The sequence below is a fragment of the Kitasatospora humi genome (genome assembly GCF_020907985.1).
In the GTDB taxonomy this organism is placed as follows: domain Bacteria; phylum Actinomycetota; class Actinomycetes; order Streptomycetales; family Streptomycetaceae; genus Kitasatospora; species Kitasatospora humi.
Map to the genome: position 1 here is coordinate 37,561 of NZ_JAJJPA010000013.1, position 24,291 is coordinate 61,851.

25 protein-coding genes and 1 pseudogene are annotated in these 24,291 nt (G+C 70.9%); 16 read left to right on the forward strand and 10 right to left on the reverse strand.

All coding sequences use genetic code 11. The annotated features are described in order from the left end of the window. Positions 1–63 precede the first annotated feature (63 nt). Positions 64–1,674 (reverse strand): benzoylformate decarboxylase, encoded by a 1,611-nt coding sequence (gene mdlC, locus LN042_RS15040; RefSeq protein ID WP_230051709.1) that lies wholly within the window; start codon positions 1,672–1,674, stop codon positions 64–66. A gap of 353 nt (positions 1,675–2,027) precedes the next feature. Here mdlC and LN042_RS15045 point away from each other — a divergent pair. From LN042_RS15045 to LN042_RS37295, 3 genes and pseudogenes are all read left to right on the forward strand, one after another. Continuing rightward, a pseudogene (locus tag LN042_RS15045) lies at positions 2,028–2,150 on the forward strand (TetR/AcrR family transcriptional regulator); the annotation flags it as partial. 172 nt (positions 2,151–2,322) lie between these two features. Next, positions 2,323–2,922, forward strand: coding sequence for a hypothetical protein (locus tag LN042_RS15050; protein WP_230051710.1), 600 nt, complete (start codon positions 2,323–2,325; stop codon positions 2,920–2,922). Positions 2,923–3,422: 500 nt separating this feature from the next. Beyond that, on the forward strand, positions 3,423–3,557 hold the full coding sequence (locus tag LN042_RS37295; protein ID WP_283843743.1) for a hypothetical protein: 135 nt from the start codon (positions 3,423–3,425) through the stop codon (positions 3,555–3,557). A 204-nt stretch (positions 3,558–3,761) separates the two neighbouring features. On the opposite strand, the gene LN042_RS15055 is transcribed toward LN042_RS37295, so the two are convergent. Next, positions 3,762–5,189, reverse strand: a complete 1,428-nt coding sequence (locus LN042_RS15055; RefSeq protein ID WP_230051711.1) for an MFS transporter — start codon at positions 5,187–5,189, stop codon at positions 3,762–3,764. Positions 5,190–5,489: 300 nt separating this feature from the next. Here LN042_RS15055 and LN042_RS15060 point away from each other — a divergent pair, with 300 nt between their 5' ends. Together LN042_RS15060 and LN042_RS15065 are read left to right on the forward strand one after the other, a co-directional pair. Next, positions 5,490–5,846, forward strand: coding sequence for an ArsR/SmtB family transcription factor (locus tag LN042_RS15060; protein ID WP_230051712.1), 357 nt, complete (start codon positions 5,490–5,492; stop codon positions 5,844–5,846). 91 nt (positions 5,847–5,937) lie between these two features. Further along, positions 5,938–6,618, forward strand: coding sequence for a GNAT family N-acetyltransferase (locus LN042_RS15065; RefSeq protein WP_230051713.1), 681 nt, complete (start codon positions 5,938–5,940; stop codon positions 6,616–6,618). A gap of 58 nt (positions 6,619–6,676) precedes the next feature. On the opposite strand, the gene LN042_RS15070 is transcribed toward LN042_RS15065, so the two are convergent. Beyond that, positions 6,677–7,744: a terpene synthase family protein gene (locus tag LN042_RS15070; protein ID WP_230051714.1), complete on the reverse strand. Its 1,068-nt coding sequence runs from the start codon at positions 7,742–7,744 to the stop codon at positions 6,677–6,679. 349 nt (positions 7,745–8,093) lie between these two features. Between LN042_RS15070 and LN042_RS15075 the strand changes: the two genes are divergently transcribed. Then, complete coding sequence (locus tag LN042_RS15075) at positions 8,094–10,373, forward strand: M9 family metallopeptidase (protein WP_283843744.1); 2,280 nt, start codon at positions 8,094–8,096, stop codon at positions 10,371–10,373. Positions 10,374–10,483: 110 nt separating this feature from the next. Here LN042_RS15075 and LN042_RS15080 read toward each other — a convergent pair whose 3' ends face one another. After that, complete coding sequence (locus LN042_RS15080; RefSeq protein ID WP_230051715.1) at positions 10,484–10,921, reverse strand: ATP-binding protein; 438 nt, start codon at positions 10,919–10,921, stop codon at positions 10,484–10,486. 217 nt (positions 10,922–11,138) lie between these two features. Between LN042_RS15080 and LN042_RS15085 the strand changes: the two genes are divergently transcribed. The 5 genes from LN042_RS15085 (at position 11,139) to LN042_RS15105 (ending at position 13,907) form a co-directional block, all read left to right on the forward strand. Then, the gene (locus tag LN042_RS15085) at positions 11,139–12,041 is read left to right on the forward strand and encodes a helix-turn-helix domain-containing protein (protein ID WP_230051716.1); all 903 of its coding nucleotides are present in this window, start codon (positions 11,139–11,141) and stop codon (positions 12,039–12,041) included. A gap of 101 nt (positions 12,042–12,142) precedes the next feature. Continuing rightward, positions 12,143–12,955 (forward strand): helix-turn-helix domain-containing protein, encoded by an 813-nt coding sequence (locus LN042_RS15090; protein ID WP_230051717.1) that lies wholly within the window; start codon positions 12,143–12,145, stop codon positions 12,953–12,955. Further along, a complete protein-coding gene (locus tag LN042_RS15095; protein ID WP_230051718.1) occupies positions 12,952–13,173 on the forward strand; it encodes a DUF397 domain-containing protein in 222 nt (73 codons plus the stop codon). Before LN042_RS15090 ends, LN042_RS15095 begins: the two co-directional genes overlap by 4 nt. Positions 13,174–13,317: 144 nt before the next feature. Next, on the forward strand, positions 13,318–13,476 hold the full coding sequence (locus LN042_RS15100) for a hypothetical protein (protein ID WP_230051719.1): 159 nt from the start codon (positions 13,318–13,320) through the stop codon (positions 13,474–13,476). Then, positions 13,473–13,907 carry an NUDIX domain-containing protein gene (locus LN042_RS15105; protein ID WP_230051720.1) on the forward strand — a complete coding sequence of 145 codons (435 nt, stop codon included), beginning with the start codon at positions 13,473–13,475 and terminating at the stop codon, positions 13,905–13,907. Before LN042_RS15100 ends, LN042_RS15105 begins: the two co-directional genes overlap by 4 nt. Positions 13,908–14,006: 99 nt before the next feature. Here the strand turns inward: LN042_RS15105 and LN042_RS15110 are convergent, their stop codons facing one another. Together LN042_RS15110 and LN042_RS15115 are read right to left on the reverse strand one after the other, a co-directional pair. After that, complete coding sequence (locus tag LN042_RS15110; protein ID WP_230051721.1) at positions 14,007–15,023, reverse strand: hypothetical protein; 1,017 nt, start codon at positions 15,021–15,023, stop codon at positions 14,007–14,009. Next, a complete protein-coding gene (locus tag LN042_RS15115) occupies positions 15,020–15,367 on the reverse strand; it encodes a PadR family transcriptional regulator (protein ID WP_230051722.1) in 348 nt (115 codons plus the stop codon). The genes LN042_RS15110 and LN042_RS15115 overlap by 4 nt, the downstream gene beginning before the upstream one ends. 229 nt (positions 15,368–15,596) lie before the next feature. Here LN042_RS15115 and LN042_RS15120 point away from each other — a divergent pair, with 229 nt between their 5' ends. After that, on the forward strand, positions 15,597–16,097 hold the full coding sequence (locus tag LN042_RS15120; RefSeq protein ID WP_230051827.1) for a P-loop nucleotide/nucleoside kinase family protein: 501 nt from the start codon (positions 15,597–15,599) through the stop codon (positions 16,095–16,097). 162 nt (positions 16,098–16,259) lie between these two features. After that, on the forward strand, positions 16,260–17,552 hold the full coding sequence (locus LN042_RS15125) for a DUF4190 domain-containing protein (protein ID WP_230051723.1): 1,293 nt from the start codon (positions 16,260–16,262) through the stop codon (positions 17,550–17,552). A 39-nt stretch (positions 17,553–17,591) separates the two neighbouring features. Here the strand turns inward: LN042_RS15125 and LN042_RS15130 are convergent, their stop codons facing one another. Then, the gene (locus LN042_RS15130) at positions 17,592–18,155 is read right to left on the reverse strand and encodes a YceI family protein (protein WP_230051724.1); all 564 of its coding nucleotides are present in this window, start codon (positions 18,153–18,155) and stop codon (positions 17,592–17,594) included. A 562-nt stretch (positions 18,156–18,717) separates the two neighbouring features. On the opposite strand from LN042_RS15130, the gene LN042_RS15135 reads away from it, so the two are divergent. After that, on the forward strand, positions 18,718–19,470 hold the full coding sequence (locus LN042_RS15135) for a dienelactone hydrolase family protein (protein WP_230051725.1): 753 nt from the start codon (positions 18,718–18,720) through the stop codon (positions 19,468–19,470). A gap of 76 nt (positions 19,471–19,546) precedes the next feature. Here the strand turns inward: LN042_RS15135 and LN042_RS15140 are convergent, their stop codons facing one another. Genes LN042_RS15140 through LN042_RS15150 form a run of 3 tightly spaced genes read right to left on the reverse strand, consistent with a single transcriptional unit; the run spans position 19,547 to position 22,133 of the window. Next, a complete protein-coding gene (locus LN042_RS15140) occupies positions 19,547–20,374 on the reverse strand; it encodes a hypothetical protein (protein ID WP_230051726.1) in 828 nt (275 codons plus the stop codon). Positions 20,375–20,376: 2 nt separating this feature from the next. Beyond that, positions 20,377–21,207: an ABC transporter permease gene (locus LN042_RS15145; protein ID WP_230051727.1), complete on the reverse strand. Its 831-nt coding sequence runs from the start codon at positions 21,205–21,207 to the stop codon at positions 20,377–20,379. Beyond that, a complete protein-coding gene (locus tag LN042_RS15150) occupies positions 21,204–22,133 on the reverse strand; it encodes an ABC transporter ATP-binding protein (RefSeq protein WP_230051728.1) in 930 nt (309 codons plus the stop codon). Before LN042_RS15150 ends, LN042_RS15145 begins: the two co-directional genes overlap by 4 nt. A gap of 132 nt (positions 22,134–22,265) precedes the next feature. Between LN042_RS15150 and LN042_RS15155 the strand changes: the two genes are divergently transcribed. Next, positions 22,266–23,462 carry a sensor histidine kinase gene (locus tag LN042_RS15155; RefSeq protein WP_230051729.1) on the forward strand — a complete coding sequence of 399 codons (1,197 nt, stop codon included), beginning with the start codon at positions 22,266–22,268 and terminating at the stop codon, positions 23,460–23,462. Next, the gene (locus LN042_RS15160) at positions 23,459–24,118 is read left to right on the forward strand and encodes a response regulator (protein WP_230051730.1); all 660 of its coding nucleotides are present in this window, start codon (positions 23,459–23,461) and stop codon (positions 24,116–24,118) included. Before LN042_RS15155 ends, LN042_RS15160 begins: the two co-directional genes overlap by 4 nt. Positions 24,119–24,291 lie beyond the last annotated feature (173 nt).

Below are 24,291 nucleotides of genomic sequence, written 5' to 3' on the forward strand. Positions count from 1 at the left end.
CTCGCGGCAGACACCGCCGAGCTCGCGCGCTCCGGCAGGCAGTGCCGAGCCCCGGGGGCCGGCTCAGAGCCCGGCGTCCTGCGGCTGGGTGGCGACCACGATGACCGTGGGGCCGTCAGCGGTGAGGGCCTGGGAGAACTCGTCCTCCAAGCCCTTGGTGGTGTCGACGTTCACGGCGTGGCAGCCGAAGCCCCGGGCCAGCGAGGCGATGTCGAGCCCCGGCAGGTCGAGCCCCGGCACGCCCGGCGTGTGCTCGAGCTTCGCGAAGGACTTGAGGATCGAGTACTCCCCGTTGCGCATCACCACGTAGACGATCGGCAGCCGGTGCCGGGCGGCCGTCCAGATGGCCTGCACGGAGTACTGGAACGAGCCGTCGCCGATCAGACCGATGACGGGACGGGACACGCCCCTGGTGCGGTCGGCCAGGGCCACCCCGACGGCCGCGGGGGTGGCCCAGCCGATGCCGCCGCTGGCCGTGGCGAAGAACGAGCCGGACCTGACGGTCGGAAGCCACTCCAACTGCTGCGCCATGGTGGAGGTCGACTCGTTGACGATCACGGCGTCCGGCGGCCTGACCCGGCTGAGCGCGGCATACACCTCGGGCGGGGTGAGCGGGTTGTTCGGCGTCGACGGGAGCCGGCGTGGCCTTGCCATCGGCACGGGAGCACTGCGCGCGGACCCGTCGGTGACCCGTTCGAGCAGCAGGTCGATGGCGATCCCGGGGTCGCCGAGCAGACTGTCGCCCATCCGTGCGGCCGCGGCCACGGCGGGGTCGCCGGTGATCTGCAGCAGGCTCGTCCCCGCCGGTAGGTAGTCGCCGGGTACGTAGGGGTAGTACCGGAACACCTCGCCACCGATCACCGCGACCAGGTCATGCCCGGCCATCCGGTCCCCGATCTCCTTGATGGAGATCCCGAGTGGACCGCAGAACAGCGGATGGTCCTCGGGGAAGGAGGCGCGGTCCAGCAGCGGCGCCCCGTACACGGCCGCGCGCAGCTTCTCGGCCAGGGCGACCGCCGCGTCCCAGCCGCCGCTGCGGTCCACCTCCGGTCCGAAGACCAGGGCGGGTCGGCTGCTGGCCGAGATGCGGTCGGCGAACAGCCGCAACCGCTGCTCGTCCGGCACCACGCGGTCGCTGACGCTGCGCAGCCGGACGGGGCCGACCGGCTGGCGCTGCCAGTCGTCGAGCGGGATCGACAGGTGGACCGGTCCCGCCGGCGGCTGCAGCGCCATCGCATGGGCCCGCATGAAGGCCTCCGGCACGTCCTGCGCGCGGGCCGGCTCATAGGACCACTTCACCCACGGCTTGGGCAGCAGGGTCGCCTCGCGATTGGCCAGGTAGGGCTCGCCGATGAGCATCTCGCGGTGCTGCTGCCCGGAGGTGACGATGAGTGGGGTGTTGCCGTGGTAAGCGGTCACCAGGTTGCCCATGGCGTTGCCCAGTCCCGCCGAGGAGTGCACGTTCACCAGCGCCGGGCGCCTGGTGACCTGGGCGAAGGCGTCGGCCATGGCGATGACGGAGGCCTCCTGGAGCGCCAGCACGTAGTGGAAATCGTCGGGGAAGTCCTGCAGGAACGGCTCTTCGGTGGAACCGGGGTTGCCGAAGACCGTGGTCAGCCCGAGGGTGCGCAGCAGGTCGTAGGTCACGCTGCGGACGGTCGCTCGCACGGTCACGGACACCACCAGTTCTCGGCCGGCTCGGGGAGGTCGTCCGGTCAGTATGGGGCGCGGCGGAGTGGTCGCGGGGAGCGCGGCGGTCGTGTTCGGGGCGGTTGAGTCGTTCGGGTGAGCCCGTGGTGCTGCAAGGCGGTGCCGCCTGCCCTGACGGCGGGCGAAGGAGACCCGCCCGAGTACGCCGGTTCACCGGTCGAGGCCGCGTTCGGGGCCCGTCAACGGGCCGGCTGCGGGGCGGGTGTTGCCGAAGTGGCCGCGACCTTGCGGGTCTCGCGCAGCAGCAGCAGGCCGTTGACCACCATCAGCTGGTGGGTGAGTGCTCACTCACCTAGTGGCGCCCTTATAGTGAGTGAGTCCTGGGCGCCTGCGCCCAGCGGGCCTTCGCCTACGACATGTCCCCCGGGGCCGAACCCCCGCAGCCGGTAGACGCCTTCGCCGCCCGGATCGCCCGAACCCTGCTCACAGGGATCGCCTGACTGGCGCCGACACCATCGGACTTGGCCGCGTGGCGGGGAACCTGCCCTGCTGTTCGGCGGCGATGGTGGCGGCCGCCTGATCGCACTGGCCGGCTCCGGGCGGTTTGGAGGCCGACCACCGAGCCGAATGAGCCGAACCTGGGGCTCGCTCACCGTCGACGGGAGAATCACCATGGCACGACCCGCAGTTGGAGCGGCCCTGCGCCGCTGCGCCGAATGCGGTGGCTACGAGTACGGCGGGGCGCCCGACTGTGGCGCCTGCCGTGAGCTGGTGGACGGCATCATCGAGGACGAATGGGCCGTCTTCGTCCAACAGTGGGGAGTCGTGACCAGCCAGGACGCCGTCGCGCTCGCCGAGATGGTGGCGGCTGAACCCGACCGGCACGACTGGCGGCTGGTGGACGCGGCACTCGACAGGCTGGTCTGCGCCGAGTGCGGGAGCCGGCTCAGTCGGGGGCCGGTCGGCTGCTCCGCCTGCGACCTCGCGCACGGGTTCCGCTATGCCGCGATCGAGACGGACCGGCCGGGTGTGCCGCGCGGCAACGAGCACGGCATCCGGGTCAATGTGTCGGTCGTGCGTCGGCCGCACGTGACCTCGGCGAACGAACTCCTGGCCCGCCGGCTGCTGCTGCCGCTCGTCCTGGTTGGCCGGCTGCCGACCACCGAGGAGGCGCAGCGGATGAGCGCCCTGATCAAGAACAGCCCACCGGCTCAGCGGGTGCACCTCATCGAGCAGGCCATCGAGGCAGCGCTCCGGCGTCAGGACCTCTAGCAGGACGAAGGTTCCGCAACGGCTGGCCTGGTATCCGGAGCAGGTCTGGGGGTACCTGCCGGCCTGTCAGTTTGTCGACATCCTTGCTCAGTGTGTAGGAGTCCTTAGGAAGTCCGCATGGCCGAGGGGCGCGAGGCGCTACGCCCGCACCGCTCTGTTCGCCGCGCTCCGGCCGCTTCGCGGTTCGTGGTTCTCCAGGTGATGGTTCGGACAGGAACCGACACAGCCACCGAGGAGCTGACACACCCTGAGGAGCCGGGCATGGCGAACCTGACCGAAGCCACCGTGTCGTTCCACACCAACGACGAGAACAAGGACCACGACACCAACGTCACGCTCGAAGTCCGCGACCGCAACGGCCAGATGGCCGCGCACGTCTCCGACACCTTCGGCGCGTTCAAAACGACCACACCAACAACGGCCCTGACAACCTCACCATCCTCAACCACGCGAGCAGGGAGGACCTCCAGGGCGGCAACGTCCTGCTCCGCGTCGACCCGGTGGGCGACGACACGTGGCGGTTCAACCTCTTCGTGGACCTGCTGTTCGACGACGGCTCGCACTTGTCGGCCACCGCGGACGGCCTCGAGGTCAATGAGGAGTCCGAGCAGCAGCAGACGTTCGGGTTGAACTAGTGGACCACGCCTGTGCGCGGCCCGGAGCAGAGCGGCTGCTCCGGGCCGCGCACAGGCGTGGTCGCCCAGGGTGCCCTGGCGATGTGCCCACCGCCGTCCACCACCAGCGTGGTCCTGGCGCCGAACGCGCTGCCCGCCAGGAGCAGCGGTGCCTGCGTGATGTGTGGCGCCCTGCCGACCCGCCGAGGGTCAAGCGGTGCCGGGTCAGCGGGCGTTGGCGGTGGCGGCCTCCGGCCTGGCGGCGGGCGCCGGCGCGGCCTTCGCCGTGCGGATGCCGTAGGCGCTCAGCAGTCCGCAGAGGGCCAGCGCGACGCCGGCGGCGATCAGGGCGGCGCGCAGCCCGGTCAGGAACTGGGCGGAGGCGGCCGAACCGACGAGGAGGCCCATCACCGCGACCCCGATCAGGCCGCCCAGTTGGCGCGAGGCGTTGAGGACGCCGGAGCCGATGCCGGCGTTGGCCGGATCGACCGAGCCGAGCATGGCGTTGGTCATGGACGGCACCACCAGGCCGATGCCGAATCCGGCAACCAGGAACTGGCCGATCAGCTCGGCGTACGACTGGGAGCCGACGACCGGCACGATGCCCAGGTAGCCGATGGTGGCCAGGCTGCTGCCGGTGATCAGCACGGCGCGGGCGCCGAACCGCTTGACCAGCCGGGCGCAGCAGAGGTTGGCGGCCATCACGGCGGCGGTCATCGGCAGGAACGCCAGGCCGGCCGTGATCGGGGAGTAGTGCCAGGTCTCCTGGAAGAACAGGCTGAAGATGAAGATCAGCCCGTAGAAGGCGAAGTTGAGCAGCACGCCGATCAGCGAAGTGGCGGTGAAGGTCGTACGGCTGAAGAGCTGCAGCGGCAGCATCGGGTCGCCGCTGCGGCGCTCGACGGTGGTGAAGGCGGCGACGGCGACGACGGTGACGATCAGGCAGGTGAGCACGGTGGCCGAGGTCCAGCCCTGGGTGTTCGCCTCGACGACTGCGCCGGTGAGGGCGCCCAGGCCGGTCACGGCGAGCAGCTGGCCGGGCAGGTCGAGCGAGCGCCGCCGGGAGCCGTCGCGCGGTGCGGTGCGGGCGTAGGCGCGGATCAGCACGATGCCGGCGACGGCGATCGGCACGTTGACGTAGAAGATCGAGCGCCAGCCGAGCGCGTCGACCAGGAGGCCGCCGACGACCGGGCCGAGGGCGAGGGCGAGACCGCCGGCCGCGGCCCACAGGCTGACCGCGCGGGAACGGGCGGCGGGCTCGGGGAAGTTGCCGTTCACGATGGACAGCGAGGACGGGACGATCATGGCGGCGCCGATGCCTTGGAGCACTCGGGCGGCGATCAGGGCGACCATCGAGGGGGCGGCGCCGCAGGCCAGCGAGGTGGCCGCGAAGAGCGCGAAGCCCGCCATGAAGATCTGCTTGGGGGCGTAGCGGTCGCCCATGGCTCCGGCGGTCAGCAGGAAGGCGGCGAAGGTGAGGGTGTATCCGTTGATCACCCACTCCAGGCCGGACAGGCTGCCACCGAAGTCGGCGCCGAGCGCCTTGGTCGCGACGTTCACGACGCTGACGTCCAGGATGACGACGACGAAGCCGAGGCAGGCTGCGAACAGGGTCAGTCCCGGCCGGTTCTTGTGGGCTTGGGTCTGTGGCACGGGTCTTCCTTCCATGCGTGCCGGATAGGTGCCGGATGGGTGCCGGATACGTGCTGGACAGTCCCGCCGGAGGCGGGCACGGGAAGCGGGCGAGCCGCGTGCGGGAGGTGCCGTGGAAAGGCGGGTGGTGGAGCCGGAGGAGCGGGCGGTGGAGGGAGCCGGGCAAGGTGCCGCCGACTCCGGTAAGGTGTTCGCCAAGCAGCGAACACCCCAGGAGTGTACGCAGATCATCGAACACTCCGCAATCCGTCGGCGGCGGATCCGCTACGGACCGCGCGAACAGGGATGGAGCAGTCGGCCATGACGGCGCAGACCAGAGAAGATCCGGTGGCCGCGAGCCACCGCACCCCGCCGGTCCACACCCACCCGGCCGACGTGACCCTGGAGGCCGCGCTGATCGCCCTCGCGGACCCGGTGCGCCAGAGCCTGGTGCGGGAGTTGGCGGGCGCCGCCGACTGGGAGCGCAGCTGCGGCAGCTTCGACGTGCCGGTCACCAAGGCGACCCTCAGCCGCCACTTCGCGGTGCTGCGCGAGGCCGGCCTCCTCGAACAGCGCGATGCCGGCGCCAAGCGCCTCAATCGGCTGCGCAGGGCCGAGTTCGACGAGCGGTTCCCGGGGCTCATCGACCTGGTGCTCCGTCACGGGCGAGCCGCCTAGCGGTCCTGGCGCTGCGGCGGCGGTAGTCGTCGCGTCCTTCGAGGTGTAATGTCCAATCTGCGATTAGATCTATTACATCTGGGGGTGGGCCATGTCGGCCGACACGAGTACCGGCGAGCTCGTGCGGGGCTGGATCGACGGCTGGATCGTCTCGCGCGGCGCCGCGGACCCGGTCGATGAGCCGTGGGGCTGGACGATCGACGTCGGACAGGCCCGGCACGTCTGGCGGCACGTGATGCCCGAGCCGACCGAGGCCGCGGTCCGCAAGGTCGCCGCCGGCACGAGCGTGCCCTGGACCTGGCTGAAACTGTTCGCCGAGGACGAGGAGGTCCGGCCGTGGGTCGGGCCGGGGTGGCGGTTCGACCGGCCCGGATTCCTGATGACCTGCTCGCTGGCGGCCGAGCGACCTGCGGTGCCGACCGGGTTCACGGTGACCACGTGGACCCGCGGCGACGTCATCCGGGTACTGGTCCGCACGGCCGACGGGCGGTTCGCGGCCCGCGGACAGATCGCCCGGGGCTCGGGCACCGGGATCGGGGCCGGCGCGATCGCGGACCAGATCGAGACCGCGCCCGAGTACCGGCGCAGGGGCCTGGGCAGTCTGGTGATGCGAACGCTGCAGAACGCGGCCTACGAGGCCGGCGCCCGAACCGGCCTGCTCGTCGGCACGCCGGAGGGGCGTGCGCTCTACACCTCGCTGGGCTGGACCACCCGGTCGCCGATGGCGAGCCTCTGGTACGAGCCGGAGGCCGGCTCCCAGGCGGCGGGCTGACCGGGCCGGCCGGGGCCCCCGGCGCGACCGAGGGCCCCGGCGGTCAGTCCCGGACGCATCACTGTGCGGGCAGGAACCCCGGGAGGGTGTAGCGGCGGGTGTTGGTGGCGTGCCACCAGTGGTTGCCGTCGAGCCAGTCGGCGATGCCCCTGAGGTAGCGGGCCGTCAGCGGACCGGGCAGCTCGGCGGTGCAGGCCGCGGCCTCCTCCTCGAAGCGGTGCATCACGTCGTTGTGGATGGTGACGGCCTTGCCGTACGCCTCGTCCGGTGGCAGGCCCTCCTGGACCTGGACCACGGTGGGCAGGTTGACGTGCGGACGCGGCGAGCGCAGCTCCTTGGTGTACGAGTACAGGTCGTTGATCAGGGTGGTCGCCAACGAGGCAAGTGCGATGACCTGTTGGACCTTGGGGTGGTCGTGGAGGTCGGCCGGGAAGAGGTAGCCGTCGATGGCGTCCACGATGCTCAGGCAGGGGCGGAAGCTGTTGTACTGACGGGCCATCAGGTACTCGGGGATCCCCGGCACCACGCCGTCGATCGACCAGGCGGCCTCGGCGAGGTAGCCGAGGTGCAGCCGGGCCAGGTCGTGGACCTCCCGGTCCCGGACCTGGTCGCTGGTCAGGCGGTTGAAGAACTCCATCGACGCCCGGTAGGCGCGGCACGGCGCCTCGCTGTCCAACTTCTGCTGCCACTGCTGCTCGTAGGGGGCGACGGAGTGGGGCCGCTCCAGCGAGGAGTGCGCCATCAGCAGCCGGGCGCCGAGGCCGTGCGGCGAGCCGCCGTGGTCCTCGCAGTAGCAGTCGTCGACGGCGTTCTCGGCCACCAGCAGCTGGGCCGCCGCCTCCAGGTGGTCCAGGCCGGCCGCCTCGGGGTAGGTGAGGCAGACGTAGCGGCCGGTGCCGAAGGCGTCGAACTGCTCCTCCCACTCCGGCGGGAAGAGGTCGATCTCCTCCACGGCCCAGCGCTTGATCCGGCGGTCGACCTCGGCGACCACCGCGGGCTCCGGTTCCTTCACGGGGTGCCAGTACAGTCCCGGGATCGGGCGGACGGGTTGTTCGCCCGGCTGGCGACGGGCCCGCAGCGAGCTGGTGCCCAGTCCGGTCGGGCCGGGCGAGAAGGTCACGTTCATGTGCTCCGTCCACCTCGATCACAGTTGGTTCGTCAGTCGGCCGTGCGTGTGCGTTCACCGGCCCAGCCAGGACATCACGGTGCGGGGAGCGGTGGGTGCGGGCCCGGGGACCCGGGTGCGGCCGTTGGTGCGCAATGCGGCGCGCGCTTCCGGAGTGCGCCCCCGTGATCAGCTGAGGCGCCCTCCGGGTGGGGTGGGCTGATGGTATGCCTCGAGACTGCCATCTGATATGTCACGTGCTATTGATGCGGTGAGGGCTGCGTGAGACGGTGCGTTTCACGCCTCTGTGCTCACCTTCGAGCTCCGTTCCGAGGCGCGCATCCACCAGGTCCCCCACCAAGGAGTGACGATGCGTCCGCTCTTCAGGCTGCCCCGAGGGTTGGCCGTGCTCGCCGCGGCGAGCACGGCCCTCGTGGGCGCACTGGCCGTGCCGAGCTCCGCTGCCCCCACGCAGCAGGCTCCGCAGGCCGCCCCGCAAACGAGTCACGCCGGTCTGCTCCCGCCCACCGGCGTCACCAAGCTCGGCACCTCCGACCAGGACGCCGTCCAGCACCAGCGGCTCGCCCCGGCCCAACTCCCGCCGCGCAGCCCCCAGTCGGGCCCCAAGACCGCCTTGCAACCGAGGGCCCGCACCAGCACGGCGGCAGCCTCCTGCACGCCCGCCGACTTCAGCAGCCGCACCGGCTCCGCACTGGCGGCATACGTCCAGGCGGCCACCTCCGACTGCATCAGCTCGCTGTTCCAGCTCACCGGTTCGAACGCCTCCGGAGTGTTCCGCGAGAGCCAGATGCTGTCCGTCGCCAGTGCCTTCCAGGCCCAGGCCGCCGCGTACACCGGTGACGACTCCACCGGCATCTGGCAGCTGGGATACTTCCTCCAGGCCGGCTACTACGTGCAGTACTACGACTCCGCCGACGTCGGCAGCTACGACGCCACCCTCACCAGCGCGGTGCAGAGCGGCCTCGACGCCTTCGTCGCCAGCCCCCACCTGGGCGACGTCAGCGACGCCAACGGCCAGGTCGCGGGCGAGGCCATGGTCCTCATCGACAGCGCCAACCTGCAGGGCCGCTACCTCAGCACCTACAAGCAGGTGCTGAACGCCTACAACCCCGCGACCTACAACTCGTCCTGGTACATGGTGAACTTCGTCAACGAGGTCTTCACCCCGCTCTACCGCGGCCACCAGAACCCGGACTTCGTCACCGCCGTCACCAGCGACCCGAGCATCATCAGCACGCTCGACGGCTTCGCCCTCAACCACAAGGACCTGCTGGGCACCGGCAACTCGTTCCTCGACTCCAACGCCGGCCTGGAGACCGCCCGCTTCATCGAGCACCCGGCCCTGCAAGCCACCGTGCGGCCGCTGATCAAGGGACTGCTCGACGGCTCGTCGATCACCGGTCCGACCGCCCCGCTCTGGGTCGGCGTGGCCGGCATGGCGAGCTACTACGACTCGTCCAACTGCTCGTACTACGGCGTCTGCAACCTGCCGCAGCAGCTGAAGGCCGCGGCCCTGCCCATCAGTCACACCTGCGACGCCACCCACAGCATCCTGGCGCAGAGCCTCACCGCCGCCGACCTGTCCGCCGTCTGCAGCAGCCTGGAGAACCAGGACTCGTTCTTCCACAACCTGGTCAAGGACAACGGCCCGATCCCCGGCCAGTACGAGAACTCGCTGCAGATGGTGGTCTTCGCCAGCCCGCAGGACTACCAGACCTACGCCGGCGGGATCTACGGGGTGAGCACCAACAACGGCGGCATCACCCTGGTCGGTGACCCGACCAACCCCGGCAACCAGCCGATCTCCCTCACCTACCAGAACGGCGACGACGGCTTCACCGCGGGCGTCTGGAACCTCAACCACGAGTACACCCACGCCCTGGACGGCCGCTACGACATGAAGGGCAACTTCACCCAGCAGACCGTCGTGCCGGACGTCTGGTGGATCGAAGGCGTGGCCGAGTACGTCTCGTACACCTACCGGAACGTGACCGACACCGGTGCGGTGGCCGAGGCCCCCAAGCACACCTACGCGCTCAGCACGCTGTTCCAGAACACCTACAGCAACAGCGACCAGACCCGCACCTACCCGTGGGGCTACCTGGCCGTGCGCTACATGGTCGAGCGGCACCCGGACGTCATCGCCAACATGCTGAGCCACTTCCGCACCGGCGACTACACCGGCGGCTACGCGGTCTACAACTCCATCGGCACCGCGTACGACGCCGACTTCAACTCCTGGCTGGACGCCTGCGCCGCCGGCGCCTGTACGGCCGGCACCGGCACCATTCCCGGCACCACGGCCTGCACGGCGGCCGACACCCGGGTGCTGGACCAGAACTGCTACCGCACCGGCCAGTCGGCCACCGCCGGCAACCTGGACTACTACTACATCTACCTGCCGGCCGGGACCACCACGCTCAAAATCACCGCGGGCGGCGGCAACGGCACCGCGTACCTGCTCTACAACCCCAACACCTGGGCCACGCCCAGCGCTTACACCAACGGGTCGTTCAACAGCGGCACCAGCCAGAGCCTGACCGTCACCAACGCCACGGCGGGCTACCGCTACATCAGCCTCTACGCCCAGACCGACTTCAGCGGGGTCACCATCACCACGCAGTACTGACCCGTTCGCTCGTCGCACGAGCCGGGTGGCACGAGCCGGGTGGCCCGCACCGCCCGGCTCATGCGTTCGGCCACCTCGGGTCGCGCCGGGCGGACACCGCTCCGGCCGGCTCAGCAGGTGCACTCGGCCCAGACCGTCTTGCCGGGCGCTGCGCGGCGCGGCACCGTGCCCCAGCGCTCGGCCAGCGCGGCCACGAGGAGGAGACCGCGACCCGACTCGGCGTCGGGATGCGGCTCCTGCGCGGTCGACGGAGGCCGGCGCTCGGTGCGGGTGTCGCTCACCTCCACCCGGCCCGTCGCCCGGGTCAGCGTCAGGCGCACCTTGAACTCCCGCTCCGGCACGTGCCCGTGGCGCACGGCGTTGGCGGCGAGCTCGGCGGTGATCAGGGTCAACTTCTCGTTGAGCGGCGAGTCACAGCCGTGGCCCCAGCTCTCCAGGTAGTGCGAGACCAGCCGCCGGGCCAGTCGGGCACCGCGCGGCGTGGAGCTGAACTGCATGGCGAACTCCCGTTCGGGAGCGGCGTGGAGGGAGGTTCCGAGGGATTCCATGCGGAGCAGCTTGGCGTCCCGGTGAGGCTCTGACCAGCAGCGACGCCCGTACCTCGGGGGGCTGTACGTCACCGCGGGGCTGGCGTACGCGAGTGCCCTGTCCGCCCGTTCGAAGGCACCGGCCCGTCACCCCGTGCTACCGTGCGGCTACGTATCAGAGTTGACCCCGGCGGTGCTACCAACACCCCGGGGTCCGGCACGGGAGAACGACCTCCTCATGCACGTTCACTTTATCGCGCCCGACCGCTATGTCCGGGCGTCACACGACATCATCCGCCACCCGCGCCTGCGGGCCACCGCGAAGACCCTGCTGCTGTGGGCCCTCTCGCTCCCGCCCGGCAGCCGCGACACCATCCTCACCATCGGCAAGCGCATGCCCGAGGGGCGCACGGCCGTGTCCCGGGCCCGCGCCCAGCTGATCGAGGAGGGCTACCTCCACGTCCGGCGCGTACAGGATCCCCTTGAGGGCACCTGGAGCACCCGAGTCCTCGTCAGCAGCGTGCCGTTGAGGGACCATCAGGAAGTCGAAGCCGCTTGGCGCAGCGTCGGCCAGAACCCGGCACTCGGTGAACGGGTGAGTCGGGACGTCGGTACTTCCCCCCTGGTTTTGAAGAGCGAGGAGAAGACCTCCCCACCCATCGAGGCGACGGACCCTCCCGACGACGAGCGCAGGGCCGCCGCAGCCAAGCTCCTGACGCGGTTGACGTCAACGCAAAGACAGCTGCACCTCGGCGTGGTGGAAGCCCTGGAGCTGGCCCCTCTGGTGGCCGAGTGGCTCGCCCGGGATCCCGACGAGCGGCGCCTGCGCGTGGCGCTGCTCTCGGACCTGCCGCCGGGGATCGCGTCGCCGCTGGGCCTGCTGCGCTCGCGGTTGCGGCGCAAGATGCCGGCGGAGCGCGAGACGGCGGAGTGCGGGACGGCGGTGCCTGCGGCGCCTGCGGTGGCGATGGGGGAGTGCGCCCAGTGCGCCGATCCGGTGCCGGAGGCAGGCACGATCTGCCGCCGCTGCGCGGGAGTTGAGGCGGCGGTGCCCGCTGTCCTGGATCCGGCCGCCGTCGAACGCAACCGTCGCGGTGCGGCGTTGGCGCGCAGCCTGCTTCGGGGCGCGGTAGCGGCGTAGTCCGTTCGAGGGATTTCGCCGGTTTTCGGCCATGCGCTGCCATGGCTGTCCGTATCGTTCTGGTAGCCGATCGTGTGCATGCGTGGCGAAGGGTGGCCGACATGGCAGACCAGGACGAGGGCGCGGGCCTCCTGCGGGCCTTCGGCCGCCAGCTGAAACTCCTGCGCGAGCGCGCCGGGTTGAGCCGGGCCGAGCTGGGGGCCAAGGTGGGGTACAGCGAGGATCTGATCGCGTCCGTGGAGCAGGGCCGCCGCATCCCGAAGCCCGAGCTGATCGACAAGGCGGACGAGGTGCTCAACGCGGGCGGGCTGCTGATCGCGATGAAGGAGGAGGTCGCCCGGGCAAGGTACCCCGCATTCTTCCGCGACGCGGCGCGCCTGGAGGCGGAAGCAGTTGAGCTGCACGTATATGCGACCCAGGCCATGCCCGGCTTGCTGCAGTCTGAGGACTACGCGCGGGCGGTGTTCGGGATGTGGCGACCGCTCTTGAACGAAGACACCATCGCTCGCCGAGTAGCCGCCCGGCTGGCGCGTCAGGACATCTTCTCGCGCACGCCGCTCCCCACCATCAGCTTCGTCGTCGAGGAGGCGGCACTACGCCGTCCCCTCGGTGGTTATGCCGTTCTGCGCGGGGAGTTGGAGCAAACGCTGCTGTACGGCCAGCGGCGCAACGTTGAGATCCAGGTAATGCCGACGGACCGTCAGGAACATCCGGGCCTCGGCGGACCTTTCACCTTGATCGAGACAAGAGAAGGGCGCAGGATGGCCTACGTGGAGGTGCAGCAGGACAGTCGCCTGCACACGGAGCGGAAGGCAGTCCGGGATCTCGAAGAGCAATACGGGATTCTCCGGGCGCAGGCACTGTCTCCGCGTGAATCGTTGGCCTTCGTTGAGAAGCTGCTGGGGGAGACATGAGCATCGACGAGTTCGGGTGGGCCTCGCCTGAGATGACTTGGTCCAAGAGCAGCTACAGCAGTGGCGCAGGCGGCGAGTGCGTTGAGGTGGCGACCAGCAATGCGACCGTCCACATCCGCGACTCCAAGGACCCCGTCGGCCCTCGCCTGACGGTCGACCCCGCCGCCTGGGCATCGTTCGTCCGCCTTGCCGCCAATCAGGCCTCCCCCTTGGCGTGACCCGGTGTTCGGCGCACCTGGAGGCGAAGGCTTGACAGCGCCGAAGGCCGCGCCGACCGGGGAGGTCGTGCGCGGCGATCGCCGAGAGAGCCAGGAGACTCGAGGAGCTGAGGCGTTGGTTACTCCGCGCCGAGGGACATCGGTTTGCCGGAGCCGGGTACGAGGCCGGCGGTCGCGGAGCACGCCTACCAGCACACGATCAAGCTCCCGGTCTGGCATCGTGAACAGGATCTCGCGCTGGCCGAGCAGTACATCCGCGCGGCGACCAAGGTGAGTGACCACCACAAGGAGCTCCTGGCATGACCGTTACCTCTCCTGACTTCCTGGCCAGCCTGGTCAGTGACGCCGAAGCCGACGGTGTCACCGGCTTCGTGGCCGCCGCCGTCGTCACCGATGCCGATCGCATCCTGCTGGTGCGGCGCAAGCCGGACGACTTCATGGGCGGGATGTGGGAGATCCCCTCCGGCAAGGTCGAGGACGGGGAGAGCATCCTGGAGGCCCTCCACCGCGAGACCGCCGAGGAGACCGGCCTGATCATCGAGAAGGTGAACGGCTACGTCGGCCATTTCGACTACCCCAACAGCCGCGGCGGTACCACCCGGCAGTTCAACTTCACCGTCGCGGTCGAGAAGACCGAACCGGTCGTCCTCACCGAACACGACGCCCACCAGTGGGCGCATCCCACCGACCTGCCCCCGGTCAGCGACGCGGTCCGCGACCTGATCGGACACTGACCGCCTGATCCAACCGGTACGGCCTCGCCATGTCGCAGCCATCGACAACGGGGCCGTACGGCGCTCATCGCTTCAAACAGGTCGACCCGCCAGGGACGCTCACGGTGCCGAAGGACGGGTGCCGGGTTTGCCGAGGGACTTCGGGTTCGCCGGGGCCGCACGGGAGACGCGTACGGCTGCTGCTGTTGCCAGGGTCAGCAGGGAGACTCCGAGCAGATAGCAGGCGACGACGCCGAGGTTGCCGAACTCGCCGGCCTGCCAGGTGAAGAGCCGGTAGTTGGTGACGGTGAGGGTGAGGGCCAGCGGGAGGACGGCCAGGCCGATTGCGGCGGGCAGCAGTCGGCCCCGGGCCAGGAAGGCGAGCGGGAGCAGGCCCAGCGGGAGGCAGACCCCGCTCAGCATCGCTTCCGTCCGGCCCGGCCCGGTGAACGGGTTGAGGCTGCCCAGGAAGGTGCCCGCGGCCAGCAGCAGGGCGGGCGGGACGGCGGCGAGCGGCTGGCGGACGACCGTGCTGCCGAGCAGGTCGCCGGGGGCTGCGAAGACCAGCAGGGACCACAGCACGCCCGCTCCGGCCGTCTGGATCAGGGCGACGTAGTCCGGCGCCGCACCCGGCACGAACGTCTGCAGCGTCTGGGTGAAGACCAGGCAGCGGACGATGGCGGCAACTCCGGCCAGGGCGGCCAGGATCCGGGCAGCGGTCCAGGTGCGGAGCAGGGCGGCCGCCACGACCAGCAGCCAGAGCGCACCCGGGAAGGCCGAGGCGATCAGTACGGGGTGCCAGTCGGGGGAGGAGTCGGCCGCGGTCTGTCGCCAGTAGTGGGGGAGCTGCCACAGCACGGGCAGCTGCTGGCCGAGCGCCATGGCGGCGGCCGGCGGCGCGGTGGTGGCGAGCAGGCGCCCGGCGGTGCCGCTCGCCGTGAGGCCGGTGCGCACCCGCAGGCCGTACGCGGCGACGCCGGCGGTCTCACGGGCGGTGGCCAGCCGGCCGGCGCCCGCGGTGACGTCCGCATGGACGGTGGCGATCTCCTCGCCGCGCTCGGCGCGGTAGCCGGCGGGGTAGATCCGCAGGGCCAGTCGCAGTCCCAGCGAAGTGCTGCCGGTGGGGCGGGTGTTCATGCGAGGACCCCCCTGGCCGTCGGGCGGATGGTGTTCAGCCGGCGGGTCGCCTCGGCCGCTATCGCGCGGAGCCGGTCGGCTTCGGCGGCGAGGACGGCCCGCCCGGCGTCAGCGAGGGCGTACGTCCGGCGGGCGCGGCCGTCGATCACCTCGTCCCGGTCGACCTGGATCAGTCCTTGCTGGAGGAGGCGGTCCAGTGCGCTGTAGAGCGTGCCGGCCCGCATCCTGACCCGGCCGTCCGAGATCACGGCGATTTCCTGGATCAGGGCGTAGCCGTGCCGAGGGGCGTCGGCCAGTGCGGTGAGCAGAAGCAGCGTCGGCTCCTGCAGGGAGCGTCCTGTCATGTGACGATATATATCGCTCATCGGTATATACCGTCCAGGGGTAGCTTCATGATTGCCCGTCAAGTCGTTCGGCGATCGCCCCCTCGGGCACCCTCCGGATGGCCCGGACCGGCTCTTCCGCCCGTCGGCTCGTCGTCCGTAGTGCAGAGTGCGGAGCGCGGCTCTCGCGCCACAGGTGCTCTTGCCACCAAGGGAGTTGGTGCGCCCGCGGCGCTAACCTGGCACCGTGATGGAGCGGATGAGCACGGTGGTGCTGATGTGTGGGCTTCCAGGAGCGGGAAAGACCACCTACGCGATGGAGTTGGTGCGACGCGGTCACGTTCGGCTCTCGATCGACGAGACGGTCTGGCAACGGCTCGGGCAGCGCGACGCCGGCCTGGTGCTGGCGGCGGAGGCGTACGACCAGCTGAAGGAGGAGGTCCGCCGCGAGCAGCGGCAGGAACTGGTCGAGCTGATGTTGGCCGGGCGGGACGTCGTGGTGGACTACAGCTTCTGGAGTCGCGCCGCCCGCGACGACTACAAGGCACTGGTCGAGAGCCACGGTTGCCGTTGGGAACTGGTCCACCTCAAGGCCGACCGGACGACGCTGGAGCGCCGCCTCGCGGTTCGGAACGGCGAAGTGGGCGCCAACTCCGTCACGGTGGGCGGGGAACTGCTCGCTCGCTACCTGGCCGACTTCGAAGAGCCGGTCGGGGAGGGCGAGCAGGTCTTCGTGCAGTCCTCGAGTTGAGGACGTGGAGTTGAGCACCTGAAGCCGTGGGACGGGGAGGGCCGGCGCCGGGCGGCCGGGCCCGGCCAGCGGGCAGGTCCGGCGTCCTGCTGCCTTCGGCGGTCCGTTAGAGTCAGGCCACGCACGATCGGCTGCGGAGGTTTCGGGCTTGGGGGAGTGGGCATGACGGACGCCGACACGGCGGGACGGGACGGCGCCGGGGCGGAGCAGCAGCCGGAGGCGGAGCCCACCCATGGGGAGGCGGCCGCCAGGCCGACCGATCCCTGGGCGCCGCCGGCCGACACCGTTCCCGCGGGCGGGGCACCAACCGGCACTCCCCGTCCGTACCCGTCCTTTCCGGCGCCCCCTCCGTTCGACAACCGCCCGGTGGTGCCGGGCAGCAACGGCTTGGCCATCGCCTCGCTGGTCACCGGCGTCACCTTCTGCCTCTGGCCGGTCGCGCTCGGCCTCGGGATCGGCGCGCTGGTCCAGCTCAGGCGGCGGCGGCAGCGCGGCCGCGGGCTGGCCGTCGCGGGTACGGTGCTCGGTCTGCTCGGGTTGACCGCCGCGGTGGGCGGGGTGCTGGCCGGCGCGATCCACGCGCACGTATCCATGTCCGGCGCCGGGCCGGTCTCGACGCAGCCCGGCGGCCCGGCCGAGCGTCCGGGCCCGAGTGGTGAGTTCGCCTGGAAGGCCGGCGACTGCTTCACCGAGCTGCAGGCGGGAAGCCGAGCCGAACGGGAGCTGACGGATTGCTCCAAGCCGCACTACGGTGAGGTCTTCTTCCGCACGTCACTGGCCGGCAGCAGCTACCCCGGGGTCGATGCGATCAAGCAGCAGGCCGGCAGGCTCTGCCGGAGCGGCCTGGAGGTGTACCTGTACGACCCGTGGGCGGTGCCCAGCACGTCCACCGTCCGCTACCTCTACCCGCAGAACGCCACCCAGTGGGCACGCAGCGGCCACACGGCGATCTGCTTCCTGCACGACACCGCCGGCAACAGCACCGGTTCGCTGCGGCTGGACACCACCAACCTCACGCAGGACCAGCGGTACCTCCTCCAGGCCCTCACCTTGTTGGATGCCCGGGAGGACGCACTGGCAGCGCCGGTGACCGACCCGGCAGCGGCCACCTCCGCGGCAGCGAAGACCGGGCAGGCCATCCAGCAAGCCCTGCAGTTGATCGACACCAGCCAGTGGTCGGACGCGGCGAAGGGCCCGGTGGCCGCCCTGGTGAACAGCCTGCGGACCGACCAGGCCGCGTGGCAGGCGGCCGGCGCGGACACCTCCGATCCGCTCGGCGCCTACCAGCGGGCCCTGCGGGACGACAATCCCCTGGTCGCCGAAGTCACCGCTCGACGCGCCTTCTCCCTCATCGACCATGACTCCCGGATCCAGCCGGACGACGGCGGCCCGAGCGGTGGTGCGCCGTCGGACAGCCCGCAGTCGGGCGGCAGCGGTGGGACGGACTCGGTCTGATCCGTCAAGGCCGGTGGCGGAGCGGGCAGTCCGTCCGGGTCACTCCTGGAGGACGGCCTGGATCTCGAGGCTGATCGCCACCTTGTCGCCGACCGCGACGCCACCGGCGTCCAGCGGGAGGCTGATGTCGATGCCGAAGTCGCGCCGGTTGATCTCGGCGCTCGCCGAGAAGCCGGCCCGCTGTCCGCCCCACGGGTCCGAGCCGAACCCGTTCACCTCGAGGGCCAGCGGAACCCGCCGGGTGACGCCGTGCAAGGTCAGCTCACCGTCGACGACCCAGCCGTCGCCTCGAGGGCGGATGCCGGTCGAGCGGTAGCCCATCGTCGGGTAGTTCTCGGTCTTCAGGTAGTCGGCGGCGCGAAGGTGGTTGTCACGCACCTCGTTGCCGGTGTCGATGGACGCGAGGTCGATCGTCACGGCGACCGACGAGGCCAGTGGGTCCTCGCCGGTGACGATCGTGACGTCGTAGCCGGTGAACCGGCCGCGCGTCTTGGTGAGCATGAGGTGCCGGACGGAGAAGGCGATCTCGGAGTGCACCGGGTCGGCCTTCCACGTGCCGACCAGGTAGCCGGGGATCTCGACGGTCGTGGGAACCGGGGTCATGACGTCCTCCATGGTTGTGGTGTCGCCGCGACGCGGCGGAGGTGGTGGGACCGGGGTTTGTCAGGGTTCGAGGTCGACTGCTCCGGTGCCGGTCGCGACGTCGAGCGGCACCGAGACCTGGTCGTGCGTGATCAACCAGGTGCCGTACCCTCTCCGTGGGCGCCGACACCCATCTGTCAACCGCCGCCCGGCTGATGCGCACCACCATCACCAACTGGGACTGGAACGCGGGGGAACCGGGAGCCTGACGCTGACGACCGCCGGCACGGTCCGACGATCCCCGACGCTGCCTGGACTTCCCGGCGAGCAGGGCGCGGGTCGCGTCAACGGCTGTGTGGCACGCGGGCCCTGGCGCCGACCCCGCCCGCTGGGCTATGGTTTTCGGCGATGACTACCGGGACGGCCTCGCGCCACACACGGATTGGTGACCCGGTGCTCTTCTGAGCGCCGCGCGGGCCGCTGAGGGCCCGGTTCACGATCGAGGTACCGGCGCTGCCGCGCGGGCTCCGCCTCCGTCGTCGTTGATCACAGGTTCAACTGGTCAACCACGACAGGAGACTTCATGCCCACCAAGACGCTGCTGATCCCCACCGCCGACGGCCGGGCCGACGCTTTCGCCGCCTTCCCCGACCACGGCGAGCGGCACCCGGGAGTGCTGCTGTACCCGGACGCCTTCGGCGTGCGGCCCGAGTTGGAGCAGCGGGCCCGCGAGCTGGCCGAACACGGGTACTACGTGCTCGTCCCCAACCCCTACTACCGGCACGGCCCGGCACCGGTGGTCGACCTTCCCGCGCACATCGGAGAAGACGTCCGGCCGGCGGTGTTCGCCGAGTTGATGCCCTTGCTGGAGGCGCACAGCACCGAACGGATCCTCCGCGACGCGGACGCCTACCTCGGGTTCCTCGCCGCCCAGCGCGAGGTCGGTGCCGGTCCGGTCGCCGTGGTCGGCTACTGCATCGGCGCCGCCCTGGCGTTGCGCACCGCAACGGCCCACCCCGACCGGGTGGCCGCCGTCGCCGGATTCCACCCGGGCTTCCTGGTCACCAAGGCACCCGACAGTCCGCACCACCTGATCCCCAAGCTCACCGCCGAAGTCCACCTCGGCCTCTCCGAAGGCGGCGACATGTCGCCCGGGGCCCTCGGTGAGCTCACCAAGGCCATGGACACCGCGGGCGTCGACTACACCACCGAGGTCTATCCCGGCACCATCCACGGCTACACCATGTCCGACACCGATGCCTTCAACCCATCGGCTCTGCAGCGCCATTGGGAGCGCCTGCTGCCCCTTCTCCAGCGCACCCTGGCCGGCGGCTGAGGCTCTGGGGACCTGCCGGGCCGGGCTGTTCGCCCGGGGGATGCCGCAGTGATCGCCAAGGCCGGGGTGCGCGCCGTCAGACGTCGCGGCGGCGCACCACGAGCAGTGTGAGCAGCAGCGCGAGCAGCGGCCAGGCCAGCAGTGCGGCCCAACACTGCAGCGCTCCGGGCGGGAAGGGTCCGTCGTTGTCCCACACGGTGTGCCGGCTGACCAGGCCGTACCACGCGTTGCGCGGCCACGTGTCGCTGATCGCGGCGAGCAGCTCGTTGCCGCTGGTGCGGGGAACGGCGTCAGCCAGCAGGCTCTGGCCCACGAAGACCGTGAACAAGGTGGCCGCGGGGTTCCGGATGAGCGCGCCGACGAACATGCCGGTGATCGCGCTCACCGGTATCAGCGACACGGAAGCCGCGAAGGCTTGCAGCACGTGGGGGTTGCCGAACGAGGTGCCGAGCTGCTTGGGCCCCAGGACCGACTGCGCGGTGACGAACGAGGCGGTCGCGGCGGCCAGACCGGCGAGGCTTGTGACGGACGCGATGACGGCCGCCTTGGCGAGCACGATCCGGCGGCGGTCCGGGACGGCGATGAAGGTCGTCCGGATCAGCCCGCTGGAGAACTCGCTCATCGTCGAGATGGCGCCGATCGCGCCGGCCGCCAGCGCGAGGAAGGCGAAGGTGCCCTCCTTGAAGGAGCCGTTGATCCGGTCGAAGTCGGCCAACGCCGAGGCGCTGACGAGGTGCACTCCGGCACTGCTGAACCAGGCGCCGCCGACGGCGATCAGCACGGTCAGTCCCAGCAGCACGTAGGTCGATCGCTGCGCGAACAGCTTGATGCCCTCGGAGGCGCACAAGTCCCGGAACCGGCCGCGGTGTTCGGCGACGGACGGCGACTGGATCGAGCTGGTCATGGTCACACGTCCCGGCGGCGCAGCAGCACCACGAGGGCGACCGAGACGACGGCCCAGCCGATCAGCGCGCTCCAGGCCGTCGGCACCGAGGCGATGCGCCCCACGATGTGTCCGTGGGCCATGAGGCACAAGCGGGCCCACGAGTAGGCCGGCAGCCTGTTGCTGATGTCGGCGGCCAGGTCGGCGCTCAGCAGCGGCACCCGACCCTTGAAGGCCACCGGACCGACCAGGAAGAAGGCCAGCACCGTGAAGACCGTGCCCGCGGTGTTGCGGATCAGCGCGGCCAGCGCCATGCCGATCAAGCCGCAGACCGGGGCCATCAGCGTGGTGGCCAGGATGCTGCGCCCCACTCCCGGGGTGCTGAACGAGTAGCCGTTGATCCGGCCTGAGAACACGGTGAAGGTAGCGGCCCAGACGGCGGTGGAGAGGACCAGGCCGACGGCGGCCAGCACCCCCGTGACCACCGCGACCTTGGCGAGCATCACCCGGTTGCGGTCCGGCACGGCGATCAGGGTGGTGCGGATCAGCCCGGAGGCGTGCTCGCCGGAGATGGTCATGGCGCCGATCGTGCCCATGGCGGCCTCGAAGAGCATGAAGGCGGGGAAGTCGAAGGCGTCGTGCGCCGGGTCCTCGACGGCCTTCATCCAGGCGGCCATGGTCGGCCAGGCGTCATAGGTGGTGATCGCGGCCTTGTACGCCAGGTACACGTAGCCGACGATCAGGCAGCCGAGCACGATCGCGGTCGACCGCAGTGACCAGAGCTTGATCCACTCGGCGCCGAGCAGATCGCGCCAACGGGCTCGGGAGATCGGGGAGTTCACGACGGCGGTCACCGGCCAGCACCTCCGACCGCAACCGAACCGGCCCGGTACTGGAGCGAGTTGGCGGTCAGCTCCATGAACGCGTCCTCCAGCGTGCCGCCGTGCGCGGTGACCTCGTGGACCATGACGCGGTGGGTGAAGGCCAGTTCGTTCACCTGCGCCGCGGTCAGGCCGGTCACCGTGACGGATTCCCCGCCGGTGGGCTGCGCCGAGCCGCCCGCCTCGCGCAGCACCAGCGCCAGCGCCTGCGGATCCGGAGTGCGGACCACGACCTGGCTGGTGGTGGCCCGGGCGGCGAAGACGGCCAGCGGCTCGTCGGCGATCAATCTGCCACCGCCGACGACCACCAGGTGGTCGGCGGTGTGCTCCATCTCGCTCATCAGGTGGCTGGAGACGAAGACCGTGCGGCCCTCGGCGGCGAGCCGGCGGAACAGCTCGCGGGCCCAGCGGATGCCCTCCGGGTCGAGGCCGTTGACCGGCTCGTCGAAGAGCAGCACCGGCGGATCGCCGAGCAGCGCGGTGGCGATCCCCAGGCGCTGGCGCATGCCGAGCGAGTAGCCGCCGATCCGCCGCTTGCCCGCGTCGGCCAGCCCGACCGTCTCCAGCACCTCCTGGACCCGGCGCCGCGGCAGACCGTTGCTGCGGGCGAGGGCGGCCAGGTGCGCGTTGGCGGTGCGCCCCTTGTGCACGTCGTTGGCGTCCAGCAGGGCACCGACGTGGCGCAGGCCGGTGCCGAAGTCGCGGAACCGGCGGCCGTCGATGGTCGCGGTGCCACTGGTGGGCGTGTTCAGGCCGAGCAGCATACGCATCGTGGTGGTCTTGCCGGCCCCGTTCGGTCCCAGGAATCCGGTCACCTGCCCGGGGCTCGCGGAGAACGTCAGTCGGTCCACGGCGACGACGCTGCCGTACCGCTTCGTCAGTTCGTTGATTTCGATCACGTCACCGATGCTTTCTCAGGCACGAGGGCGACGCATCAGCCCGTGGTCCGCATGCCGACGGCCCCGTGCCGGCCCGTGGCGCAATACCAGGGGAGGGTCCGACTGAACGGACCGGCGGTTAGCATCTGAGCCGTGCAACGACCTTCGGGGCTGCTCGCCCTGCCGAGACGACTCCAGACGCTGCTGAGAAGACTGTCGCCGGACGCACTGGCGGCCCTCAACTGGTGCGCGGTGCCTCCCTTCGCCCTGCTGCTCTACGTCACCATGCCCCAGCCCCTTCACCCGGTAGGACCGCTGCTGGACCCGCTCCGTCCAGGGCCGCTGCGGGTGCTGGTGCTGGCCGTGGTGATGGCGCTGCCGATCGGCTGGGCCAGCCGGCGTGCGCCGCAGGTGCTCGGGGTGGTGCTGGCCGAGGTGCTCGTCCTCAGGGTCTGCGGGCAGAAGCTCTGGCCGCTGTTCCTCGCGGCAGTCGTGCTGGTCTTCTACATCGCTGTCAACCGGTCGCGCCGGACCGCCGGTTACGCCCTGGCCGCCACCGTGGCCGTCGGGATCGCCGACTCGGTGCGCGTCCAGTCCTCCGGAGCGGCGGTGCGCTCGCTCACCGGCCCGTCCTCGCTCCACCTCGTGGTCACCGCGGCCGCCTGGATCCTGGGGAGCTGGATCCGGCTGCGGCAGACTCACGCCGAGGCGCTGCGCACGCAGGCCGCCCACCAGGCGGTCCAGGACGAGCGACTGCGGATCGCGCGCGAGCTGCACGACATGGTCGCCCACAGCATCGGCGTGATCGCGATCCAGGCCGGCGCCGGGAGTCGCGTCTTCGACACCCAACCGGCCGTCGCGCGCGCGGCGTTGGGCGCCATCGAGAGCACTGGCCGGGAGACCCTGGCGGGGCTGCGGCGGATGCTCGTCGCGCTGCGGGAGGCCGACTCGGACCACGCCGAGTCCGCTCCCGCACCGGGTTTGGCGGACGTCGAGCGGCTGGCCGCGACCGCGGCCGGCGCCGGAGTCGAGGTGGAGGTGCGGTGGGGTGGGACGCGCCGCGGGCTGCCCCCCGAGATCGACCTGTCCGCCTACCGGATCATTCAGGAGTCGGTGACCAACGTGGTGCGGCACGCGGGGGTCGCCCGTTGCCGGGTTCTCGTCGACTACCGGGAGGAAGAGTTGTCCATCGAGGTCACCGACGACGGCCGCGGCGGTGCGCCGACGAGTGCGGGCAGTGGCTACGGGCTGGTCGGCATGCGCGAGCGAGTCGGCCTGCTGCACGGTCAGTTCACCGCCGGGCCACGACCGGAAGGCGGCTACCGGGTCGCGGCTAGGCTGCCGGTATGACGATCCGTATCGTGCTGGCCGACGACCAGCCGCTGGTCCGCGCCGGTCTGTGCGCGGTGATCGGCGACGCCCCGGACATCGAGGTCGTGGGGGAGGCCGTCACCGGCGCCGAAGCACTCCGACTGGCCCGCGAACTGCAGCCCGACGTCGTGGTGATGGACATCCGGATGCCGGTCATGGACGGCATCGAGGCAACCCGCTGGATCAGGTCCGAGGGCCTGTCGACCCGGGTCATCATGCTCACCACGTTCGACGACGACGAGAACGTCTACGCCGCGCTGCGCGGCGGGGCCAGCGGGTTCCTGGTCAAGGACATGGTGCTGGACGACATCCTCGCCGCGATCCGGGTGGTCGCCGCCGGCGACGCGCTGATCGCACCGGGGGTCACCCGGCGCCTGATCCAGGACTTCGCCGCGCGGGGCGCGGCCACCCCGCCACCCCGGCGCGAGCTCGACGGGATCACCGAGCGCGAGCGTGAAGTCCTGACCCTGATCGGACGCGGTCTGTCCAACACCGAGATCGCCGCCGAACTGTTCATCAGCGTGGCCACCACCAAGGGCCATGTGGCCCGCCTGCTCAGCAAGTTGGGGGCGCGTGACCGAGTTCAGCTGGTCATTACCGCCTATGACGCGGGCATGGTCTCGCCCAGCGGCTGAGCCGAGCACCGGCACGGCGTCAGCCGGCGCGGGCCCCGCCGTCGGGGTGGGCCCGGCGCGGGCCCGGCCGTCGGGGTGGGTCGCCGCGGGCCCGCTGCACGGCCGGTGTCAGCGGCGTGACAGCCGGATGTCAGGTCGATCGGCGACCGTGGACGCACCAACCGCCACGGAAG